The sequence below is a fragment of the Marivivens donghaensis genome, assembly GCF_030410045.1.
Classification (GTDB): Bacteria; Pseudomonadota; Alphaproteobacteria; order Rhodobacterales; family Rhodobacteraceae; genus Marivivens; species Marivivens donghaensis.
Genome location: NZ_JAUFRA010000005.1, coordinates 292,120 through 314,413 on the forward strand (window position 1 = coordinate 292,120; position 22,294 = coordinate 314,413).

General features: G+C 59.8%; 16 protein-coding genes. 9 read left to right on the forward strand and 7 right to left on the reverse strand.

Annotated features, from left to right (window positions below):
• The first annotated feature begins 67 nt into the window (after positions 1-67).
• The 5 genes from QWY83_RS07040 (at position 68) to QWY83_RS07060 (ending at position 7,474) form a co-directional block, all read left to right on the forward strand.
• The gene (locus tag QWY83_RS07040; RefSeq protein WP_249945512.1) at positions 68-892 is read left to right on the forward strand and encodes an arsenate reductase/protein-tyrosine-phosphatase family protein; all 825 of its coding nucleotides are present in this window, start codon (positions 68-70) and stop codon (positions 890-892) included.
• Positions 889-1,887, forward strand: coding sequence for an ArsJ-associated glyceraldehyde-3-phosphate dehydrogenase (locus QWY83_RS07045; RefSeq protein WP_249945511.1), 999 nt, complete (start codon positions 889-891; stop codon positions 1,885-1,887). The genes QWY83_RS07040 and QWY83_RS07045 overlap by 4 nt, the downstream gene beginning before the upstream one ends.
• Positions 1,884-3,131, forward strand: a complete 1,248-nt coding sequence (arsJ, locus tag QWY83_RS07050) for an organoarsenical effux MFS transporter ArsJ (protein ID WP_249945510.1) — start codon at positions 1,884-1,886, stop codon at positions 3,129-3,131. The genes QWY83_RS07045 and arsJ overlap by 4 nt, the downstream gene beginning before the upstream one ends.
• Before the next feature lie 166 nt (positions 3,132-3,297).
• Positions 3,298-4,269 carry an efflux RND transporter periplasmic adaptor subunit gene (locus tag QWY83_RS07055; protein WP_249945509.1) on the forward strand — a complete coding sequence of 324 codons (972 nt, stop codon included), beginning with the start codon at positions 3,298-3,300 and terminating at the stop codon, positions 4,267-4,269.
• Entirely contained in the window at positions 4,262-7,474 is a 3,213-nt protein-coding gene (locus tag QWY83_RS07060; RefSeq protein ID WP_249945508.1) for an efflux RND transporter permease subunit, read from the forward strand. The genes QWY83_RS07055 and QWY83_RS07060 overlap by 8 nt, the downstream gene beginning before the upstream one ends.
• Positions 7,475-7,521: 47 nt before the next feature.
• Here QWY83_RS07060 and QWY83_RS07065 read toward each other — a convergent pair whose 3' ends face one another.
• Positions 7,522-8,649, reverse strand: a complete 1,128-nt coding sequence (locus tag QWY83_RS07065) for a zinc-dependent alcohol dehydrogenase family protein (protein ID WP_249945507.1) — start codon at positions 8,647-8,649, stop codon at positions 7,522-7,524.
• Between the two features lie 79 nt (positions 8,650-8,728).
• A complete protein-coding gene (locus QWY83_RS07070; RefSeq protein WP_249945506.1) occupies positions 8,729-9,922 on the reverse strand; it encodes a glycerate kinase type-2 family protein in 1,194 nt (397 codons plus the stop codon).
• A 127-nt stretch (positions 9,923-10,049) separates the two neighbouring features.
• On the opposite strand from QWY83_RS07070, the gene QWY83_RS07075 reads away from it, so the two are divergent.
• Genes QWY83_RS07075 through QWY83_RS07085 form a run of 3 tightly spaced genes read left to right on the forward strand, consistent with a single transcriptional unit; the run spans position 10,050 to position 15,591 of the window.
• Entirely contained in the window at positions 10,050-10,667 is a 618-nt protein-coding gene (locus tag QWY83_RS07075) for an ImuA family protein (RefSeq protein WP_105234790.1), read from the forward strand.
• Positions 10,664-12,292, forward strand: a complete 1,629-nt coding sequence (locus QWY83_RS07080; RefSeq protein WP_353958944.1) for a Y-family DNA polymerase — start codon at positions 10,664-10,666, stop codon at positions 12,290-12,292. The genes QWY83_RS07075 and QWY83_RS07080 overlap by 4 nt, the downstream gene beginning before the upstream one ends.
• Positions 12,292-15,591 carry an error-prone DNA polymerase gene (locus QWY83_RS07085; protein WP_249945505.1) on the forward strand — a complete coding sequence of 1,100 codons (3,300 nt, stop codon included), beginning with the start codon at positions 12,292-12,294 and terminating at the stop codon, positions 15,589-15,591. Before QWY83_RS07080 ends, QWY83_RS07085 begins: the two co-directional genes overlap by 1 nt.
• On the opposite strand, the gene QWY83_RS07090 is transcribed toward QWY83_RS07085, so the two are convergent.
• The 5 genes from QWY83_RS07090 to QWY83_RS07110 form a co-directional block, all read right to left on the reverse strand.
• Positions 15,588-16,547 carry a LysR family transcriptional regulator gene (locus QWY83_RS07090; protein ID WP_249945504.1) on the reverse strand — a complete coding sequence of 320 codons (960 nt, stop codon included), beginning with the start codon at positions 16,545-16,547 and terminating at the stop codon, positions 15,588-15,590. The genes QWY83_RS07085 and QWY83_RS07090 overlap by 4 nt on opposite strands.
• A gap of 65 nt (positions 16,548-16,612) precedes the next feature.
• Entirely contained in the window at positions 16,613-17,785 is a 1,173-nt protein-coding gene (locus tag QWY83_RS07095) for an Aq_097 family APC-type transporter (RefSeq protein ID WP_249945503.1), read from the reverse strand.
• 18 nt (positions 17,786-17,803) lie between these two features.
• The gene (phaR, locus tag QWY83_RS07100; protein ID WP_105234787.1) at positions 17,804-18,355 is read right to left on the reverse strand and encodes a polyhydroxyalkanoate synthesis repressor PhaR; all 552 of its coding nucleotides are present in this window, start codon (positions 18,353-18,355) and stop codon (positions 17,804-17,806) included.
• 145 nt (positions 18,356-18,500) lie between these two features.
• Entirely contained in the window at positions 18,501-18,944 is a 444-nt protein-coding gene (locus QWY83_RS07105) for a phasin family protein (protein ID WP_249945502.1), read from the reverse strand.
• A gap of 159 nt (positions 18,945-19,103) precedes the next feature.
• The gene (locus QWY83_RS07110; protein WP_249945501.1) at positions 19,104-20,915 is read right to left on the reverse strand and encodes a PHA/PHB synthase family protein; all 1,812 of its coding nucleotides are present in this window, start codon (positions 20,913-20,915) and stop codon (positions 19,104-19,106) included.
• Positions 20,916-21,019: 104 nt separating this feature from the next.
• Between QWY83_RS07110 and phaZ the strand changes: the two genes are divergently transcribed.
• Positions 21,020-22,291 (forward strand): polyhydroxyalkanoate depolymerase, encoded by a 1,272-nt coding sequence (gene phaZ / locus QWY83_RS07115; protein WP_249945500.1) that lies wholly within the window; start codon positions 21,020-21,022, stop codon positions 22,289-22,291.
• Positions 22,292-22,294 lie beyond the last annotated feature (3 nt).

Genomic DNA, 22,294 nt, shown 5'->3' on the forward strand with positions numbered 1-22,294 from the left:
AGTAACGGGGATCGCTGTTACAAAACCTTCACTTTGCGGGAGGGTATATTTCATATATTCATGAAATATGAAAACAGCGATTCCCGATCTATTATCGACCCTTGGCCACCCGCAGCGTTTGTCGGTGTTCCAACTTCTCATGCGCCGTTACCCCGACCATGTCCCAGCGGGGGAAATCTCGGACGCGCTGGGGATCAAAGGCAGCACGCTGTCGAACTACCTCTCTGCCCTGCAGACCGCAGACCTGATTGACCAAGAGCGGTCAGGCACCTCTCTACGGTACTGCATCAATATGACAACCGTTCAACAGATGTTTGACGGTCTGCTGGTCGACTGCTGCCGTGGTCGGCCTGATCTGTGCCTTGCCCCACAGCCCAAGCCACCGAGCCGCCCCTATACCGTGCTCTTTATCTGCACGGGCAACTCTGCCCGTTCTATCTTTGCCGAAACGATCCTGCGGGATTTGGGTGGGGATCGGTTCAACGTCTATTCGGCAGGGACCAAGCCTTATTCGGAACTGAACCCCTTTGCGCTCGAAGTGCTCGGGACCAAAGGGCATGACACCAGCCAATTGCGGGCTAAGAACGTCTCCGAATTCACGGGCCCCAATGCGCCAGACCTCGATTTTGTGTTCACCGTCTGTAATCAGGCCGCGAACGAGGAATGTCCCGCATGGGACGGTCAGCCGATCAGTGGCCATTGGGGAATGCCTGATCCTGTCAAAGCTACAGGCACCGACGCCGAAAAAAGCCTAGCGTTTCAAGAGGCTTACGGGGCACTTCGTAACCGCATCGAACAATTCATCGCGCTGCCGATCACAACGCTTGATCGGATTGCGCTGCAAAAGGCCGTGGACACCATTGGCCGCCAGACCTCTGAGGATCACCTATGACCACATACGCACTCAACGGCCTTGGCCGCATCGGTAAACTCGCTCTGAAACCTCTGCTGGAAAGCGGCGCAAAGATCGCGTGGATCAACGATGCCGTTGGCGACACAGAGATGCACGCGCACCTGCTAGAGTTCGACACCGTGCATGGGCGCTGGAACGCGGCGTTTTCTTATGACGATGACAGCGTCACCATCGACGGCAACCGCCTACCCTTTATCGGGACCAAGGACCTGAGCGCACTGCCTCTCGACGGTGTAGACGTCGTGATCGACTGCACGGGCGTTTTCAAATCCGAAGCCGCCCTTGCCCCCTATTTTGCCGCTGGCGTGAAAAAGGTCGTCGTCTCGGCCCCAGTGAAAGACGGCCCAACCGCGAACATCGTTTATGGCGTGAACAACGACACCTATGATGCAGCCATCCATCAGATCGTCACGGCGGCGTCTTGCACGACGAACTGTCTCGCCCCTGTGGTGAAGGTGATCCACGAAAACCTCGGCATCAAACACGGGTCGATCACTACGATCCATGATGTAACGAACACGCAAACCATCGTGGACCGCCCCGCAAAGGATCTGCGCCGCGCCCGCTCTGCCCTGAATTCGCTGATCCCGACGACCACAGGGTCGGCCACCGCGATCACGCTGATCTATCCCGAACTCAAAGGCCGCCTGAACGGTCACGCCGTCCGCGTGCCCCTGTTGAACGCCTCGCTGACTGACTGCGTGTTCGAGGTCGAGCGTGAAACCACCGCCGAAGAGGTCAACGCCCTGTTCAAAGCAGCCTCCGAGGGCGCGCTGAACGGCATCCTCGGCTATGAGGAACGCCCGCTTGTGTCCACCGATTACACGAATGACGTGCGATCCTCGATCATCGATGCGCCGTCAACGATGGTGATCAACGGCACACAGGTCAAAATCTACGCGTGGTATGACAACGAAATGGGCTATGCGCATCGTCTGATCGATGTGGTCCGCATGGTCGGGGCATCGCTGTGAGCCAGAAACCAGAAGGTTTATCGGCCTATATCGCGGTCACTGCCGCCTATTGGGCCTTTATGCTGACGGACGGAGCCTTGCGGATGTTGGTGCTCCTGCACTTCCACACGCTCGGCTTTTCGCCTGTGCAGCTGGCGTACCTGTTCATCCTCTATGAGGTCGCAGGGATGGTGACGAACCTCTCTGCGGGCTGGATCGCGGCGCGGTTTGGCCTGACGACAACCCTCTATGCTGGACTGAGCCTTCAGGTCGTAGCCCTCCTCGCGCTGGCCCAACTGGACCCGAGCTGGTCGATCCCCGCATCTGTCGCCTTTGTCATGTGCGTCCAAGGTGCATCGGGCGTGGCCAAAGACCTAGCCAAGATGTCGTCGAAATCGGCGGTCAAACTCCTCGCGCCAACGGGCGATGGTGGGTTGTTCCGTTGGGTGGCGATCCTCACAGGGTCCAAGAACGCGGTCAAAGGCGTGGGGTTCCTCATGGGCGCCGCGCTCCTCGCTGCGTTCGGGTTTGTGGCGTCGATCTGGGCGATGACGATTGTCCTTGGCGTCATCCTCATCGCAGTTGCGCTGTTTATGCCGTCGGGCCTTCCGAAAGGCCGCAAAGGGGCAAAGTTCTCTGAGGTCTTTTCCAAGTCCCACAACGTGAACTGGCTCTCTGCGGCGCGGGTGACACTGTTCGGCGCACGGGACGTGTGGTTCGTCGTCGGCATCCCGATCTATTTCTACGCAGTGCTCTCGGACGGGTCCGAGGCAGGCAACCGCGCGGCGTTCTTTATCATCGGCGTGTTCATGGCCGCGTGGATTATCCTCTACGGCATGGTCCAAGCCGCCACCCCGCGCATCCTCCGCGCGGCCACCCGCCCAGAGGCAGAGATCATCGGCGCGGCCCGCACATGGGCATGGGCGCTGTTCATCGTGCCTGCCGCGCTGACGGTTGCGGTTACCCTATCGCCTGCCCCGCAGATGTGGCTAACAATCACCTTGGTCATTGGGCTACTGGCCTTTGGCGGAATATTCGCGGTGAACTCCTCGCTTCATTCCTACCTGATCCTCGCTTTCACGAAATCAGAGAGGGTCACGATGGATGTGGGCTTCTACTACATGGCCAATGCGCTGGGGCGTCTGATCGGGACGCTCTTGTCCGGATTGACCTATCAGATCGGCGGATTGCCAATGGTGCTGGGCACCGCTGCGGTGATGGTCGCACTCTCGGCCCTGACCACCGCGAAACTGCGAACGGTTTAAACTCGCCCCATATCTTAACAGATCAGAGCGCAACCGAACGGTCGGTTTGCGCTCTTTTCATGTGGCTGCGGCAAACTGATTGGGACACGGGCCAAAGAATCGCTTGGCTTTTATATTAGCATGTTTATATATGTCGCAAATTAAATGTTTAACCAGAGAGGCCCCCATGCGCGCGCTCCTACTCACGGCCTGCATCGCTGCGACCGGATTTACCGCTGCGGCGGACACGATCACCCTCCGTCCTGAGCCTGTTCAGGAATGGAAGCCCGTCTACGGCACCGTCGAAACCCGCGACCGCGTGCCTGCTCGGGCTCGTATTCCGGGCACCATCACAGAGCTGCTGGTGAGCGAAGGCGATCAGGTCACCTCTGGTCAGGCCATCGCCCGCATCGAAGACGATAAACTTCTGTTGCAGGTCGAGGCGTTAGACGCCCGTCTTGAGGCTCTAGCCTCGCGTCTCGCAACCGCACAGGCCGACCTCGAACGTGGTCAGCAACTATCGGAAAACGGCGTGATCACGGGGCAGCGCCTTGAGGGGCTGCAAACCGCGGTCGACGTGCTGAACGGCGAAATCGCTGGGACTGAGGCGGAAAAGCTGGTCGTCAAACGCCAGATCGAAGAAGGCAGCGTACTCGCGCCTGAAACGGGTATCGTCCTTGATGTTCCTGTCTCTCTGGGTTCCGTGATCAACCCAGGTGAACCTGTGGCGGTCATCGGCGGTGGCGGCGTGTTCCTGCGTCTGTCGATCCCCGAACGCCACGCCCTGTCATTGACCCAAGGCGATCCAATTTCCATCGAGGGTTCCGACGGCGAAATCGAAGGCCGTCTGGCCAAGATCTACCCGCAAATCTCTGGCGGTCGCGTTGAGGCCGATGTTGAGGTTGATGGCCTCTCTGACACCTTCGTGGGCCTGCGTGTGCCAGTGCGCCTGACCGTTGGCACCCATGACGCGCTGATCGTTCCTGCGACTGCCGTGACCCAAATCGGCGGCATTGATTTCGTTGCGGTCGAACATGACGGCCACACCATCGAAAAAGCCGTCGTTCCGGGTGGCACGATGCTGCGTTACGGCGTCGAGTGGGTTGAAATTTTGACTGGCCTGAATGCTGGCGACGTAGTGGTGACTGACCATGAGTAATCCGAACCAAACAGGCAGCCTCGGCATTGCGGGTCACCTGACCCGTATGTTCCTGCTGTCGCCGCTGACCCCCCTCCTGCTGATGGCGTCTCTGGCCGTTGGCCTGATTGCGCTGGGCGCTCTGCCCCGCGAAGAAGAGCCGCAAATCTCTGTGCCGCTCGTCGATATCTTCGTCGAAGCCCAAGGCCTGCGTGTCGAAGACGCGGTGAAACTTATCACAGAGCCGCTTGAGACGATCATCAAAGGCATCGACAACGTCGAACACGTCTACTCTGACACCCGCGACGACCACGTGATGGTCACCGCACGGTTCGAGGTCGGCATCCCCTCTGACACTGCGATCCTGCGCGTGCGGGACAAGATCATGGCGAACCTCGACCGTATCCCTGTGGGCATTCCGCAGCCGATGGTTGTGGGCCGTGGCATCAATGATGTGCCGATCCTCTCTGTCACCTTTAGCGCCGCTGAGGGCCATGAGGACATCACCGCCGCTGACCTGACCCGCATTGCCCGCGAGGTCGAAGTTGAGGCCGCGACGATTGAAAACGTGGGCCTAACCTACCTGATCGGCGCCACCGACGAGGCGATCCGCGTTGCCCCAAATCCTGAAAAACTGGCGCTTTACGGAGTGACGCTCCAGCAGCTTGCAGGCAAAGTGCAGAGCGCGAACAGCGCGGTTCCTGCGGGCACGCTCCGTGATGGGGGTGAACAGATCGGCCTCGTCGTCGGTCGCACGCTGACCACCCCTGCGGATATCGGCAATCTTGAACTCACCACCCGCGACGGTCGCACGGTCTATGTCCGTGACGTGGCCGATGTTGCGCTGGTCAATGACATCGACGAACGCCATGTGGCGACCCTCACCCGCGATGAAAATGGTGAGGTCACCCGCCGTCCCGCCGTCACCCTCGCTCTGGCGAAACGCGCTGGTTCGAACGCTGTGATCGTGGCCGAGGAAATCCTGCATCGCATTGAGGGCATGCACGGCAAACTGATCCCTGAATCCGTCGATATCGAAATCACTCGTGACTACGGTGAAACCGCCGACGAAAAAGCGAACGAACTTTTGTTCCACCTCGCTTTGGCGACCATCTCTATCGTGATCCTCGTCTGGCTCGCCATCGGTTGGCGCGAAGCCATCGTGGTCGCCATCGTGATCCCTGTGACGATCCTCCTGACGCTCTTTGCGGCTTACATCATGGGATATACGCTCAACCGTGTGTCGCTCTTTGCGTTGATCTTCTCGATCGGGATCTTGGTGGATGACGCGATTGTGGTCATCGAGAACATCGCCCGTCACTGGGGGATGAAGAAACCGGGGCAGAACCGCTTTGGCGCGACCATCGCGGCTGTGGCTGAGGTCGGCAACCCGACCATCGTTGCGACCCTGACCGTTGTGGTTGCCCTTCTGCCGATGCTCTTTGTGTCAGGTCTGATGGGCCCCTACATGAGCCCGATCCCTGCGAACGCTTCCGCCGCGATGATCTTTTCGTTCTTTGTCGCGGTGATCCTGACCCCGTGGCTGATGCTGAAAATCGCAGGCCGTGCGGAACTGCACCACGATGATGGGCATGGGTTCCCCGGTGGCAAACTGGGTCGCATGTATGACCGCATCGCGCGCCCGCTGTTGTCGGGTAAGAAGTCGTCGCTGATCTTCCTCTTGGTCGTGGTTGTGCTGTCCTTCGGGTCGCTCGGCCTCCTCTACACCAAGGACGTGACGGTTAAACTTCTGCCGTTCGACAACAAATCGGAACTGGCGATCATGATCGACCTGCCCGAAGGCTCGAGCGTTGAGGCCACCGATGCCGTTGCCCAAGCCGCTGCACGTATCGCGATGGATATGCCCGAGGTGATCTCGGCCCAGACCCACGCGGGCACTGCGGCACCGTTCAACTTTAACGGCCTCGTGCGTCACTACTACCTGCGTCAGAACCCAGAGATGGGCGAGGTGCAGCTGAACCTTCTGCCGAAAACAGAACGTGACCGCACCAGCCACGACATCGCACTGGACCTGCGCGCACGCCTTGCCACGCTGAACCTGCCCGAAGGCACGGTCGTCAAAGCGGTCGAACCCCCTCCGGGTCCGCCAGTGATCGCGACCCTCTTGGCAGAGGTTTACGGCCCTGATGCTGACACCCGTCGCGAAGTTGCTGAAAAGGTCCGTGCCGCGTTTGAGGACATCGACTTTGTCGTGGACGTAGACAACAACTACGGCGTCCAGCCGCGTCGTCTGCGGGCAGAACTGATGACCTCTGACCTCGATTTCTACAACGTGCTGGAAAGCGATGTCACACAGACGCTGCAACTCCTGAACGGGTCGTCGATTGTGGGCTATTCCCACCGTGGCGAAGGCCGTCGTCCGCTGCCGATCGTGATGACACGTGACCACGGCGACAACACTTTGGACGCGATGGCGCTCTCTACTCCGGTTCCGGCGAATGCCCTGCCCGGTGGTCGTGGCGTGGTCGAACTGGGTGACGTTGTGCAGATCACCGAAGAACGCGCGTCGTTCCCGATCTTCCGCCACAACGGTCGTGACACCATCATGGTCATGGCAGAAATGGCGGGCGATTATGAGGCACCGCTCTATGGTATGCTCGCCGTGCAGGAACGTCTGGACGCGATGGACTGGCCCGAAGGCATGAAGCCCGAGATCAGCCTGAACGGTCAGCCATCCGAGACAGACACCCCCGTCATCCTTTGGGATGGTGAATGGGAAGTGACTTGGGTCACCTTCCGCGACATGGGCGCTGCTTTCGGTGTGGCTCTCTTGGGGATTTACATCCTCGTCGTGGCCCAGTTCGGCAGCTTCCGTCTGCCGCTGGTGATCCTGACACCTGTGCCGCTGACGTTCCTCGGTATTATGGGTGGTCACTGGCTGTTCGGCGCGCCCTTCTCGGCGACCTCGATGATTGGTTTCATCGCGCTTGCAGGGATTATCGTGCGGAACTCTATCCTACTGGTGGACTTTATCCGCAACGCCAATGACGACGGCGAGGTGACCGTGGATGTTCTGATCGAAGCAGGCGCGACCCGTTTCAAACCGATCCTTCTGACCGCGCTTGCGGCGATGATCGGCGCGGCGGTGATCCTGGTTGACCCGATCTTCCAAGGTCTCGCGATCTCGCTCTTGTTCGGGTTGTTGTCCTCAACCGCTCTGACGGTTCTGGTGATCCCAGCGATCTACCGGATCTTCAAAACCTAAACGCAACTTGCGCCCGCCCTCAACAGCGGGCGCAAAACTTTTAGAGGTCAGTCAAACACGACAACCTGACGGATCGCGGCCCCTTCGGCCAAACGATCAAAGCCCTCGTTGATGTCATCAAGTTTGATCTGGTGGGTCATCAGCTTTTCAATCGGCAACTGCCCCCGCATCATCATAGACGCAAAGCGCGGAATATCCCGCAGCGGCACGCATGATCCCACATAAGACCCCTTGAGCGTTTGTTCGTTCGCGGTGAGCGACACGGCAGGGATTTTCAACTCGTGCTGCGGGTTCGGCAGGCCAGCGGTGACAGTCGTCCCACCACGGCGCGTCACGTCATAGGCGTATTTCAACGCAGGCACCGCGCCCGCTACCTCGACCGCGAGGTCCACACCACCACCCGTCATATCGCGCAGCTTTTGAACCGCGCCTTCCTCGGACGGATCAATCGCGGCAGTCGCGCCCAGTTCCAGCGCAAAGGCGCGTTTGTCGGCGGCAAGGTCAACCGCGATGACTTCACGTGCGCCACCCGCAATCGCGCCCAAGAGCGCGGCAAGGCCAACACCGCCCAAGCCCACCACCGCGCAGGTCTGCCCTGCCCGCAGGTTGCCAGAGTTCAGCACAGCGCCAACGCCCGTCAGAACCGCACAGCCCAAAAGCGCCGCACGATCCAGCGGAATGTCTTTGTCGATCTTCACGCAAGACGCCTCGGACACCACGGCGTAGTCTGAGAACGCTGAGACGCCGACATGGTGGTTCACAGTGTGACCCTCGTGGCTGATCCGTTTGTCACCCCCGATCAGGCTTCCCTTGCCCGCTGCCGCCGCCGCAGGAATGCAGAGCGCGGGGCGGCCTTCGGCGCAGGGCACGCAGTGACCACAGGACGGCGCAAAGACCAGAACCACGTGATCGCCCTTGGCAAAGCGGGTGACGTTCGGGCCGACGGATTCGACCACGCCAGAGGCTTCGTGACCGAGAGCCACAGGCATATCGCGCGGACGGTCGCCGTTGATGACTGAGAGGTCAGAGTGACACAGACCCGCCGCCGCCATTTTGATCAGGAGTTCCCCACTGCCAGGCTCGGACAGCTCTGCCTCAACGATTTCAATGGGTTTTGTCTCTGCATAGGGGCGTGCATTCCCCATTTGTCGCAGCAAAGCGATCCGCGTTTTCATCAGGTCCTCCGTCTCTGTTTACACCACTTTCGGGCGAGAGCGGAGTTGAGGCAAGAGAAATTGAAGGATTGTTCAATTCTTATCGAATGAGGACACCCAGATCGGCCACATTGGTCCCAGTGCCGCCTGTCATCAACAAATCCCCCGCAAGGCCCAGTGCAGCGTAGCTGTCGTTATTGTCCAAGAGCGCCGCCAGATCACCGCCCGCCGCCGCGATCCGCGCAAGCGTGCCCTCGTCGACCAAACCACCCGCAGCGTCCGTCGGTCCATCACGCCCGTCCGATCCGCCCTGAAGGCAGGTCCAGTTGGTCCAACCCCGTGCCTGTGCCTCAATCGCGATGCGCAGGGCAAGCTCTTGGTTACGGCCACCGCGCCCTGTGCCCTTGAGCGTCACGGTCGTTTCACCGCCCCAAATGGTTACGCCCTCACCTGCCGCATCACAGATTTCACGGGCCGCATCGGCAACGTCCCCTTCGATGGCGGTGGGAATGACATGCGCCACGCCAGCCTCTGCGGCCATTGCGGCGACCGATTGGGCGTTTGATCCGATCAGGATGTTCTGCGCCTCTGCAATCGGCTGGTCAGCGTCAGAACGGGTGAGCCAATCGCGCACCGACTGCGTCACACGGTCCCAGATGTTCAGGCGTTCCAATACGGCAATCGCATCCTCGCGTGTGCCCAAAGGCGCAACGGTTGGCCCGCTGGCAATTGTAGAGAGGTCATCGCCCACCACATCCGACAGGATCAGCGCCCGCAGGTCGCGCCCCGCACAGAGCCGCGCCAAACCGCCCCCTTTGATCAGAGACAGTTGCTGGCGCAGCAAGTTCATCGTCCGAATATCCGCCCCCGACGCCAAGAGGAGCCTGCTGACCTCGGCCTTATCGTCGAGCGTGATGTTCCCCGCAGGTGCAGGCAGCAGCGCCGACCCACCGCCCGAGACGAGCACCAGAACGGGACCCGTGGTGGATTGGATCGCCTCGATAAAGGCGCGCGCGCCAGCGGCACCGCCCTCGTCTGGGACGGGGTGGCCTGCGGTGATCACGGTCGCGCCGTCTAGCGGAGACGCGTTTTCAGCGTTGGTCACCACGATGGTTGGCACGCCCGCGAAACGGTCCAACGCCGCCTCGGCCATACGGCGGGCGGCTTTACCAACCGAGAGGATCAGCGCGGGGGCTGTATCGGGCAATGCGCCTTGGACGCCGGTAAAGGGATCAGCGGCAGCGACGCCTGCGTTGAAAATTCGGGTAGCCATTTGGCGCATATCTTGGGTCATGGGCGGATCGTTACCTAGCCGTTTTCCAAGGGCAAGGCATTTTCAGATCTTTGCCCCTCTGCCCATCAGGATATTTGACGGAAGGTGGCGACTCGATGTAGAACAAAAAGAGAACAAAGAGTCTGCCATGTCCCGTCCAACGCCCAAAGATGCCACCCTGTCAGAGGTGTTTAGCCCCCGCGCTATTGATGCAGCAGCGGTGGGTTTTGTGCTGGCCCATCTGGACACGGCCAAACCCGTTCTGTGGATTCAGGACCGTCTATCGCGCAAGGAAACAGGCCGCCCACATCTGCGCGGGTTGCCTCGCCCGATTGAGATCATCCATGTGGACGCCAACCGCCCCGTCGATGTCCTTTGGGCGATGGAGGAAGGGTTACGTTGCCCTGCCTTTGGCGCCGTGTTGGGCGAGGTCTGGGGTGATCCTGCCGTCCTCGATTTTACCGCGACGAAACGGCTGGCCTTGCGGTCAGAGGCGCATCGTATTCCCGCGTGGCTCATTCGGCGGGCGGCCACTGCGGGGTTGAGTGCGGCGCGCAATCGCTGGCGCGTGGCCTCTTTGCAATCGCTCAAACACCCGTGGGACAGCCGCGCCCCCGGTGCGCCCGTCTGGGAGGCTGATTTATTCCGATCCCGCTGGGGCAAAACGGGGCGTTGGGTGGCACAGTATGATGGCACCCGATTGACCTTTGACCACGGCGTTGAGGCAGACGCCTATGACGACCAGCGGAGGGAGGCTGAAGGGTGAGCCGCCTGTCATCACGGGACATGGACCTCGCTGCCGCCCTGAAACAGTTAGAAACGGGGCTACAGACCCCTGCGCCAGACTGGGCCAAACCGAAACCATCGGGGCGGCGCATTCTGTCCCTCCACCTACCCCGCTTTGCGATGGACCGCTGGCAGATCATGGCGGATCGGCGCGGCGATAGCCCACCTGCGGATATGCCCTGCGCCTTGGCCGTGGATAGCGCACGGGGCGCGATGATCCATGCCACCAACCACGCAGCCGAAGCCGCGGGCGTCTATATCGGTGCCCGCGTTGTCGATATGCGGGCGATCTGCCCTGCGCTGCACCTCGACCATGCGGATGTGGACAGCGATGCCCGTGCGCTGGAACGGCTGATGCTATGGTCGCGGCGATGGGCGCCTTGGACCGCGCGGGATGGGGCCGATGGGATCGTGATGGACATCACGGGCTGCGCTCACCTCTTTGGTGGAGAGGACGCGATGCTCTTGCAGATCGAGGACCGTCTGGCGGGCCTCGGCCTCAACTCTGCGAGCGCGATTGCCCCGACCCATGGCGCGGCATGGGGGCTGGCTCGCTTTGGCGCGGTGCGGGCGGTCTGCCCGCCGGATCAGCTAGAGACACAGATCAGCGCCCTGCCCGTGCGAGCCTTGCGGATCACGGATGACACGACGCTGTTGCTCAATCGGTTGGGGCTAAAGACCATCGGCGATCTGATTGCGGTGCCGCGTGTGCCTCTTGCCCGTCGGTTTGCCCGTGCGCCGCTGGCGGAAAACCCGCTGATGCGGCTCGACCAGATGGTGGGGAAATTGGCAGAGCCGCTGGATGCGCCAGATGATCCACCTCGGTTCATCACCCACGCCCGCCTGCCCGAACCCGTCCAAGATCCGACCGAATGGATTCCCCAACTGGCCCAAGACCTCTGCGCCGATCTAGAGGCCGCAGGGTTTGGCGCGCGGCGGATCACGCTGACCGTGTATCGCACCGATGGGGATGTGTCCTCTGTCACGGTCGCGACCAGCCAGCCCAGCCGCGATGCCGCCCATCTGGCCAAACTTTTTGACGGGAAGCTGGACCGCATCGACCCTGGCTATGGGTTTGACCTGATCACCCTCGCCGCGCCCTTTGTCGAACAGATGGGGAAGCTACAGCACCGCTTGGACCGCCGCGCCACGGATGGCAGCGAACTCGCGCAGACCATCGACCGTCTCACCGCGCGGTTTGGGCCGCGTGGGGTGCTGCGTCCTGCCTCGTTAGAGCGGCATATCCCCGAACGTTCGGAACAGTGGCGACCTGCGATGGCGGGCACCCCTGACCCTGCCGCCACCCATCCACGGCGGCCCATTCGCCTGCTCGAACACCCAGAGGAAATCCGCGTCCTCTATGCCGTGCCCGAAGGTCCGCCCGCCCAGTTTGTCTGGCGGCGGCAGGTGCACCGCGTCGGCCGCTTTGACGGGCCAGAGCGGATTGCCCCCGAATGGTGGGCCGACAAACCCGGCACGCGACTGCGCGATTACTACAAGGTCGAGGATCAGCACGGCCTGCGCCTGTGGATTTACCGCGAGGGCGTGCTGGGCGATCTGCGTGGGGCAGAGCCGCGTTGGTTCCTGCATGGGCTCTTTGCCTGATGCCCGACATTACGCCCCATCACCCGAAACGGAGCCTGCCTGACGACAGCGACTTCCCCCCCAATCCGCGCAGCGCCTATGTGGAACTGGGCCTCACGAGCTGCTTTTCCTTTTTGCGTGGCGCGTCAGAGGCCTGCGATCTGGTGCAGACCGCGTGGGAGGCGGGCTATGATGCGCTTGGCGTGGCGGATCACAACACGCTTGCGGGGGTCGTGCGGTTCTATGTGGAGGCGGAAAAGGCGCATATCCGCCCGCTGATCGGCTGTCGAATTGTGCTGACCGAGGGCGATATGATCCTCGCCTATCCCACGGATCGGGCCAGCTATGGCCGCCTGTCTACGCTGTTGTCCAAGGGCAAACGCCACACGCCCGATGGCACGTGGCAGGATAAAGGGGCCTGTGACATTCCGCTGGCCGACCTGCGCGCTGCGGCAGAGGGATTGCGGCTGATTGTGATCCCGCCCGACGATTTGACCACATGGGAACCACGGCTCAAGCACCTCAAACGCAGCGTGCCGCAGATCACCCATATCGCTGCGGCCTACCTCTATCGCGGGGCGGATCGCGCACGGATCAACCATCTGGATGCGCTGGCCGATCGCAACGGGCTGTCGATCCTTGCCACCAATGACGTGCTCTATCACGCTCCCGACCGCAGGCCCCTGCAGGATGTGATGACCTGCATCCGTGAAAAACGACGGCTGAGCGATGCAGGCTACCTGCTAGAGCCGAACGCCGAACGGCACCTGAAAACGCCCGCAGAGATGTGCCGCCTGTTTGCCGAATGGCCCCATGCGATCCGCGCCACCCGCGAGGTGGCCGATAGCATCCGTTTTGACCTGCGCGAACTGTCCTATGAATACCCCAAAGAGGTCGTGCCAGAGGGACAAAGCCCGCAGGCCTACCTAGAGCAATTGACGTGGAAAGGTACCGCTGAGCGTTATCCTGACGGGATACCCGATGAGACGGTCAAAGTTATACAAAAAGAACTTCGTATGATCGAAAAGCTCGATATTGCGCGGTATTTCTTAACTATTCACGACATCATCTGTTTCGCCCGCGACCAGAGCAGCCCTCCGATCCTGTGTCAGGGGCGCGGATCGGCGGCGAATTCGGCGGTGTGTTATGTGCTCGGCATTACGGCGGTGGACCCCGCGCAGCACCAGCTTTTGTTCGAACGTTTCATTTCTGAGGAACGTAAGGAACCGCCCGATATCGACGTCGATTTCGAACACGAACGGCGCGAGGAAGTGATCCAGCACATCTATGCCAAATACGGGCGGGATCGGGCGGGGTTATGTGGGACGGTGATCCACTACCGCCCCCGCTCTGCCATCCGCGAGGTGGGCAAGGTCATGGGCCTGTCCGAGGATGTCACCAGCGCCATCGCCAAAACCGTTTGGGGATCGTGGGGCACCGATGTTGAAGAAAAACGCGTCACAGAGGCGGGATTGGACTTGAGCGACCCGTTGTTGCGTCGCACGCTGACCGTGGCCCGCCAAATGATCGGGATGCCGCGTCACCTCTCGCAGCATGTGGGCGGGTTTATCCTGACCGAACGGCCCCTGACCGAAACCGTTCCCATCGGCAATGGCGCGATGGCGGATCGGAGTTTCATCGAATGGGATAAGGACGACATTGATGCGCTGGGGATCCTCAAGGTGGATATCCTCGCGCTTGGCATGTTGACCTGCATCCGCAAGTGTTTCGATTTAATTTCAGCGCATTACGGAAAACACCTCACCCTCGCCACTACGCCCAGAGAGGACCCGAGGGTCTACGATATGCTCTGCCGTGGGGACAGCATCGGGGTGTTTCAGGTGGAAAGCCGTGCCCAGATCAACATGCTGCCGCGACTGCGGCCGCGTGAATTTTACGACCTCGTGGTGCAGGTCGCGATTGTGCGGCCGGGGCCTATTCAGGGCGACATGGTACATCCCTATTTGCGACGGCGGAGCGGTGAGGAACCCGTGATCTATCCGTCCCCCGCGCCGCCCCATCACCCCGAAGAACTGCGGCAAATCCTTTGGCGGACATTCGGTGTGCCGATCTTTCAGGAACAGGCGATGAAGATCGCGATTGAAGCGGCAGAGTTTTCGCCCGCCGAGGCCAATGAACTGCGCAAGGCGATGGCGACCTTCCGCAGCCGTGGCACCATTGGGCGGCTTGAGGAAAAGATGGTCGGGCGGATGGTGACGCGCGGCTATGACGAGGAATTCGCCCGCCGTTGTTTCGACCAGATCAAGGGCTTTGGCGAGTACGGGTTTCCCGAAAGCCACGCGGCGAGCTTTGCCCAGTTGGTCTATGTGTCGAGTTGGCTCAAATGCCATTACCCCGCGGCCTTTTGCGCGGCCCTGCTGAATGCGCAGCCGATGGGATTTTATGCTCCTGCGCAGCTGGTGCGTGATGCCCGCGAGCACGGCGTGATCGTACGCCCGCCCGATGTGAATTACTCGGACTGGGACACCACATTGGAACCCGTCAGCGGGGGCTTTGCGCTGCGATTGGGGTTCCGTCAGATCAGCGGGTTTCCACAGGCGGCGGCCCTGCGGTTGATGGCGTCCCGCGACAAGCCGTTTCGGGATGTCAAATCGCTCCAAGAGGTTGGGATCAGCGCGGCCCACATCCGCAAACTGGCGGAGGCAGACGCGATGCGGTCGCTGTTTATTGACCGCAGACAAGCCCTCTGGGAGGCAAAATCGCTCCGCGACGCGCCCGATCTGCCACTGTTTGCCGAGACGCGCGATGAGGGCGCCGAACCCGCTGTCGCCCTACCCCAGATGCCCAATTGCGAACAGGTCGTGGCGGATTATCAGACGCTGCATCTGTCGCTCAAGGCGCATCCGATGGGGTTCTTGCGCGCAGGCATGCGGAAAAAGGGCTATGGCGCGACCCGCGATCTGATGCAGTCCCGCCCGTGGCAAAAGGTCAAACTGGCGGGGTTGGTGCTGATCCGTCAACGGCCTGGATCGGCCAAGGGCGTGTGCTTTATCACCATTGAGGATGAAACTGGCGTCGCCAATATCGTCGTTTGGCCCAAGATGATGGAGGCCTATCGCAAGGTGGTAATGCAGTCTCGGCTCTTGTCCGTCGAGGGGTATATCCAGCGCGAGGGCGACATCATCCACGTTGTGGCGCAGCATCTAGAGGATCGGTCGGATGCGCTTTTGCGATTGGCGCCCGAGGCGATGGCACCCCCGATGGCCCGCGCGGATGAGGTCACAAAACCCATTCCCGCAGGCGCCGCCCGTCACCCCCGCAACGTCCGCGTCATCCCCAAAAGCCGCGATTTCCACTAGAGCGTGGTGAGCTGTCCCTTGAGCCACGGATAGGCAGCGACGGCAGGACCGACGATCAAATCGTCGATCAACGGACGCAACCGATCTGCCACTTGGGTCGGCGTGTCCGCCAGCGCGCCGCGTCGTGCGGTCAGGGCAATCTGGCGAGACAGTGGCGCGAAGGGCAGCGGGATCAGGTCGAGCTGATCATGCACCCGTTCCGCCCGAAGCCACGCCATCGGTGTCAGGATCGACCATCCCGCCCCGCCCGCAACCATCGCAAGGATCGCGTGGTAACTGTCCAACTCGAACCGATGGGCCAACGGGAAGTTTTCGCGTGCCAAATGCGCGGCAATCACCTGCCCCATGAAATGGCGAGTGGTGTATTGGATCATCGGCAAACGGCGCAGATCAGGCAGCGGTGCCGCCACATCCACGGCCCCTTTGGGCGCTGCGATGACAAAGGGTTCTTGCATGAGCGCGTGACGCTCCAACCCTTCGGTCATCGTCGGCAGGTCCGCCGCCACGATCATATCGAGCGCCCGTGCGTCCAATAGGTCATGCAACTGATGCGATGGGCCTGTCCCTAACAGGAACTGGCAGGATTTCAGAACATCGGCGATCTCACCCAAGAGGCGCGGCGTCACGTCAGTCTCAAAATCCTCAATCATCCCGAGGCGGAGCCGCGTCAGCCCCGAATTGTCGCCCGAGAGTTCCAAACGCGCCTGATCGGCCTCGTTTAGAATGGCATTGGCGCGGCGTAGGAATTTCTCGCCCGCTGAGGTCAGCGTGATGGGTCGTTCGTTGCGGTTCAACAGGACCGCGCCGATGCTGGTTTCCAGATTGGTCAATTGCTGGCTCACCGTTGCGGCGGACGATCCCAACCGCCGTGCCGCCGCCGAAATGGAGGCCTCTTGCGCGGTGGCCACAAAGACCTCAACGCCCCAGAGGGTAATTCGACCTGATGATGGTGCCATGAACCGGCCTCCTGTTCGCTGCGGCTACGCTAGGGGGTCAACCGCGATGCCGCAACGGCGAATGATTAGCCTTCGACCGATCGACCAAAGATCGCGATGCCCGCGCCCAAAACAGCCAGCACCCAATAGATCGGACGCCCGCGTTGGGCGGCGATGGCAGCTTGGACGGCGTAATAGGCGGCAAAGGCGCGGCTGGCGTAGGCGATGATGGCAAAGACATCCGCGCCCCACGTCAGCGCCAATCCTACGGCGACCAGCACCGCATAGGATTGCCCCGTACCGAGCCGCCCTTTGGTCAGTTCCGTCACCAATCCGCCCGATCCGCCCGTATCCGCCACAGCCGCGCTGAACTGGGCCGACAGGGCCGCGACGATCAGCAGCGGCGGCAAAACGGGCGCAACGATGGCCATCATGTCGATCACTGCCGTTTCCGACAACGGCACATGGCCTGCGGGGAAGAGATACACCAAAAGGCATATGTAAATCATATAGATAGCAGCAGAAATCAGCTGCGCCCACCGCATCGATCGCACCCGCATATCGGCGGAATACGTATCGCCGAGGTAGCGCGAGGTTTCGAACCCTTGGACAGTGACGATCAGGCCAAAGGCCAATGTGACAGCGCCCCAGCCTGAGACGGTCACGGGGTTTATAACCAAACCGCCCGCAATCGCTTGATCGGTGAAATGTACCGCCAAACCTGCGAGCAAGCCTGCGATGATCGCGAGTTTGAGGGTGACGGAGGCTTGCTCCATCCGTTCCATCGCGTGAAATCCGTAGACCCAGCCGACCAAGAGGATGACCGCATAAGTCACGGTCGTGATGATCCGTGCGGGCATGGCGCCGCCCCACGGGGTCAGGGTCGCGGCGAAGGCGCCAAAGAGGTTCAGGTAGTAGGCAACCGAGATGAAATAGGCACCCGCGAGCAGCCATGAAGCCACGGTTTCAAGCCGCGCAATGCCACGGCCACGGTCAGGGTTTGCGTCGATGTCGTGGATGTTCGCGCGGATCGCACCGCCAAAGGCATAAGCCACAGCGCAGAGGCCCAGCATCACAACGGGGGCAAAGGCACCAAAACTGTCGTCGAGAACAGGACCGAGGACCAGAAACCCGCTACCGATGATAGAGGCCAGTGGCGTGACCGTGGCCCGCCACCCTGTTGCGCGTCTGAGCCTTGGGTAAAACAAAACCGCCCCCGCGAGGACCGTCACAATTAAAATCGTGAGATCGGTCAGCACAGAGGCGGCTTTCGTAGATTACTTACCAATTTTGGACAGTTTGTCCTGAAGCTCGGCAAGTTGTTTTTTAATCGTATCGAGGTCGTCGCCGCCTTTGGGCTCTTCTTCTTTTTCGGGACCAGATGATCCGACCAGACCACCTGTCATCGCCTTAAAGAATGCGGCTTGCTGCGCCTGCATCGCCTCTAGACCCGGAATAGCGGGCATCGAGGGCTGCGATTTGGTCATCTTTTCCATCATCGACGACTGGCTCTGACGGAGCATTTCGAACGACGCAGCGAGGAACTGTGGCACCACAGAGGTCGCTTGGGTCGTGTAGCTGCGCACCAGATCGGTGAGCACATCCACCGGAAGCACGCTTTCCCCGCGGCTTTCATGTTCTGCAATGATCTGAAGGAGATACTGACGAGTCAGATCATCCCCAGACTTCAGATCTACAATCTGAACTTCACGGCCTTCACGAATGAACAGCGCGATATCCTCAAGCGTCACGTAGTCGCTTGTTTCAGTATTGTAGAGGCGGCGGCTTGCGTACCGTTTGATGAGCAGTGGTTTGTTTGTTTCGGCCACGGGTCCCTCCCCGAACGTTTGCGGCAATGCAGCGAGCCTATGCTGCATCTGATTAAAAAGAAAGAATAAAGAAAGGGCGAGCTGTTTTCACAGCTCGCCCATCATTTCCGACCTAAAGGGAGGAGGATCAGGTCGGTAAGTCGAATTACTTCGCAGCAGCTTTTTTCGCAGCAGCAGTAACTTCGGTGGTTGCTTTTTTCGCAGCAGCGGTCAGGTCTTCCTGAGCGGTTTTGCCAGCAGCCATCATCAGTTCCAGAGTGTCTGTCTGAACTTTTTTCGCGATTTCAGCGAAAGCAGCCATGTGCTCTGCAGCAGCTTCAGCAGCAGTCGAAGCGAAATCGGTAACCGATTTTGCGTAGTCAGCAGGCTCTGCTTTAACGGTCGACAGCTCGGTCAGTTTTGCCAGAGTGTCTTGAGCCCATTTTGCCGACAGTTCGGTCGATTTCTGAGCAGCGTCGATCGCAACAGCCGACATTTTTTCAGCCAGAGTGGTTTGCGATTTGTAAGCGTCTTCCATCGATTTGGTGTCGATCGGGAATGCGCCCATCATGTCTTTGAATACAGCGGTAAAATCAGTAGTAGCAGTCATCGGTAATACCTTTCAGGGTATGTGCGGCGCTTGCCGCTGGGTCATTTGTCTTACCGACAATATGCATGCTGCGCTGCAGCATTTCAAGTTTTTTCTGCACTGCAGAATATGAAATTTCTGCGACACAGCAAAATCAGTAGGTTAGACCCCACCAGAAGGTTATTCCCCCTCTGGTGGTGCTGCCGCTACGTAAGTTCCAGGGGCCGAACAGAGCACTGGATGGGTCGAATCACCCGGCGTTCTGGCGGGAACCATCTCGCCCGATCGTTCAGCGAGCCACGCGCCCCAACGTGGCCACCACGACCCATCATTGCGCACAGCGGCCGCTTTCCATGCCTCCGCAGGGCCTGACATGTCAGGATTGGTGTAGTGTCCGTATTTGCCTTTGGACGGTGGGTTCACGATGCCCGCGATGTGACCGCTCTCTGACAGGATAAAGGTCTTATCCGTCGATCCCATCTGCTGAACACCAGCATAAGAGGCATGCCATGCAGCGATATGATCGGTTTCACACGCAATCGCACAGAGCGGGACATCCACCTCATTGATCTTCAGCACGTCGCCAGCGAGTTCAAACCCGCCATCCGCAAATTTGTTCTTTTGACAGAGGCCACGCAGGTATTCGATCGCCATCTTTGCAGGCAAGTTCGTGCCGTCCCCGTTCCAATACAGCAGATCAAAGGCTGGTGGGGTCTCGCCCATCATGTAGCTCTTGATCGCGGGCTGATAGATCAGGTCACGCGAGCGCAGGTAGCTAAAGGTGCGCGCCATATAGAAGGACTCGAGCACGCCCGTGCGGTTCACCTCGGCCTCAATCCCGTCAACAAAGTCGTCGGTCAGAAAGACGCTAAACTCGCCCTGATCCGAGAAATCCGTCAGCGTGGTAAAGAAGGTCGCAGAGCTGACAGAGGTATCCCCCTGCTGTTTCATCCGCGACAGCGTCAGCGACAATGTGGTGCCCGCGATGCAGTAACCCACCGCATTGATCGACTCGGTACCGCAGATGGATTTCACCTCACGCATCGCGGTGCGGTAGCCGTCCTCGATATAGTCGTTCAGGCCCGTATCGCGCATCGCAGGACCAGGGTTGACCCAAGAAACGATGAACAGCGTGTAGCCTTGATCCACGATCCATTTCACAAGGCTGTTCTTTTCCTTGAGATCGAGAATGTAGAATTTGTTGATCCACGGCGGGAACAGAACAATCGGAATATCACGCACCTGATCGGTCGTCGGCGTGTATTGGATCAGTTCGAACATATGGTTGCGGAATACAACCTCGCCTTTGCTGGTCCCAATATTTTCGCCCAGCTTAAAGGCAGACCCATCCGCGAGCGACACTACCAGTTCACCGTCATGCGCTTCTAGGTCGCGCACTAGGTTTTCCAGCCCGTCGATCAGGCTCTGCCCTTCGGTTTCGATCGCGCGTTCCAGTGCGTCGGGGTTGGTGGGCAGGAAATTCGTCGGGCACATCATGTCGACGACCTGCGCGCCGAAATACTTCAGACGTTTGCGTTCAAGGTCAGAAATCCCCTCGATCTCTTCGACACCTTTAGCCAGAGCCTCAGCGTTGATCAGGTATTGCTGCTTGACCATATTGAAATAGGGGTTCGTCTTCCACATCGGGTTGCTAAACCGACGATCATCGGGCGTGTGATCCTCTGGCGCTTCTAACGTACCCTTTGCCAAGGCCGCCTGAGCCTCTGCAAAATGGGTCAGCGTTTTGCCCCAATATGCGATCTGTTGCTCAAACAGCTTTGCTGGATTCGCGGCCGCCTCGTTCCAATAGGCCATCGCCGCTTTCATATAGAGCTCTTGCGATGGACCTTGTAATGCCTCTGGCACATGACGTTTATGAGCGAAAGCGGCCATAACGCGCTGCGTCAAAGCCTCAATTCGCGCCATGTTTTGTTCGAGTTTCGCGAGCTGCGGATGCCCTGCGGCATCTTCGACCAAATCATTAGTTGTCATATGTGCGTCCTCCCCTTAACCTTCGCACATGCAGCATCGCCCTGTCTGCAGAGTTTGGGGACGTTGCATTGGCTGCATCGTTCCGCGAACAGGAGACGTTACAAGTGAAGTATATGTACACTTACGACCTTATGGAAAGCGTTCGTAACACTAATCAGTGGTTAGGTGCGACAGCGCGTGCATTTGCCGCGTATCCAGCATTGGCCGCGACCTCCAATCCAATGGTCGAATGGCTCGGTGCTTGGGGCGAAGTGACTGAACGGACCTTCTCTCGCATGGTTGCGAAACCTGACTGGGGTATTCCTTCGGTTCAGACGGGCGACGGCAAAGACCACATCGTTCAGGTGCAAAAGGTCATCGAACGTCCTTTTGGCGATCTCGTGCACTTCAAGGTCGCAGGCCGCAAGCCGATGAAACGCCGTGTGCTGCTCGTGGCACCAATGTCGGGCCACTACGCGACCCTCCTGCGCAAAACCGTGATGAGCCTCCTGCCCGATTGCGAGGTTTACACCACCGATTGGCACAACGCCCGCGACATTCCCGTCAGCGAAGGCAAGTTCGACGTTGAGGATTACACCCTCTACCTCGTTGATTTCATGAAACACTTGGGCAGCGACATCAACGTGATCGCCGTTTGCCAACCTGTTCCCCTGACCTTGGCCGCAACTGCCTATCTGGCAGAGCTTGACCCTAAGGCGCAGCCAAAGACCCTCACCCTGATCGGTGGCCCCGTTGATCCCAGCGCTGCCCCGACCGAAGTGACCGACTTTGGCCATTCGGTCACCATGGGCCAGTTGGAACAGACAATGATCCAGCGCGTTGGCTTTAAATACGCAGGCGTTGGCCGCAAGGTCTATCCGGGCCTTCTGCAGTTGGCTTCGTTCATCTCGATGAACGGTCAAACCCACGCTGAAGCATTCCAGAACCAGATTTTCCGCGCCGCGAAGGGCGAGTCTTCGGATCACGACAAACATAACGTGTTCTACGACGAATACCTCGCCGTGATGGATATGACGGCAGAGTTCTATCTGTCGACCGTTGAGCGCGTGTTCAAAAACCGCGACATCGCCCGCAACGCGTTCACCGTGAACGGCCATAAGGTCGACATCTCTAAGATCACGACCGTTGCTGTGAAAACTGTCGAAGGCGAAGAGGACGACATCTCGGCACCCGGTCAATGCAAAGCCGCACTGGACCTCCTGACCAACCTGCCAGACGAGAAAAAAGCTTGGCACGTTGAACCGGGTGCAGGTCACTACGGTATCTTTGCTGGCGGCAGCTGGCGCAACAACATCCGCCCGCTCGTGCTCGACTTTATCGATGCGAATGCTGGCACAGCGCCCGCGAAACCCAAGGTCGTCGCGGTTAACGGCTAAACG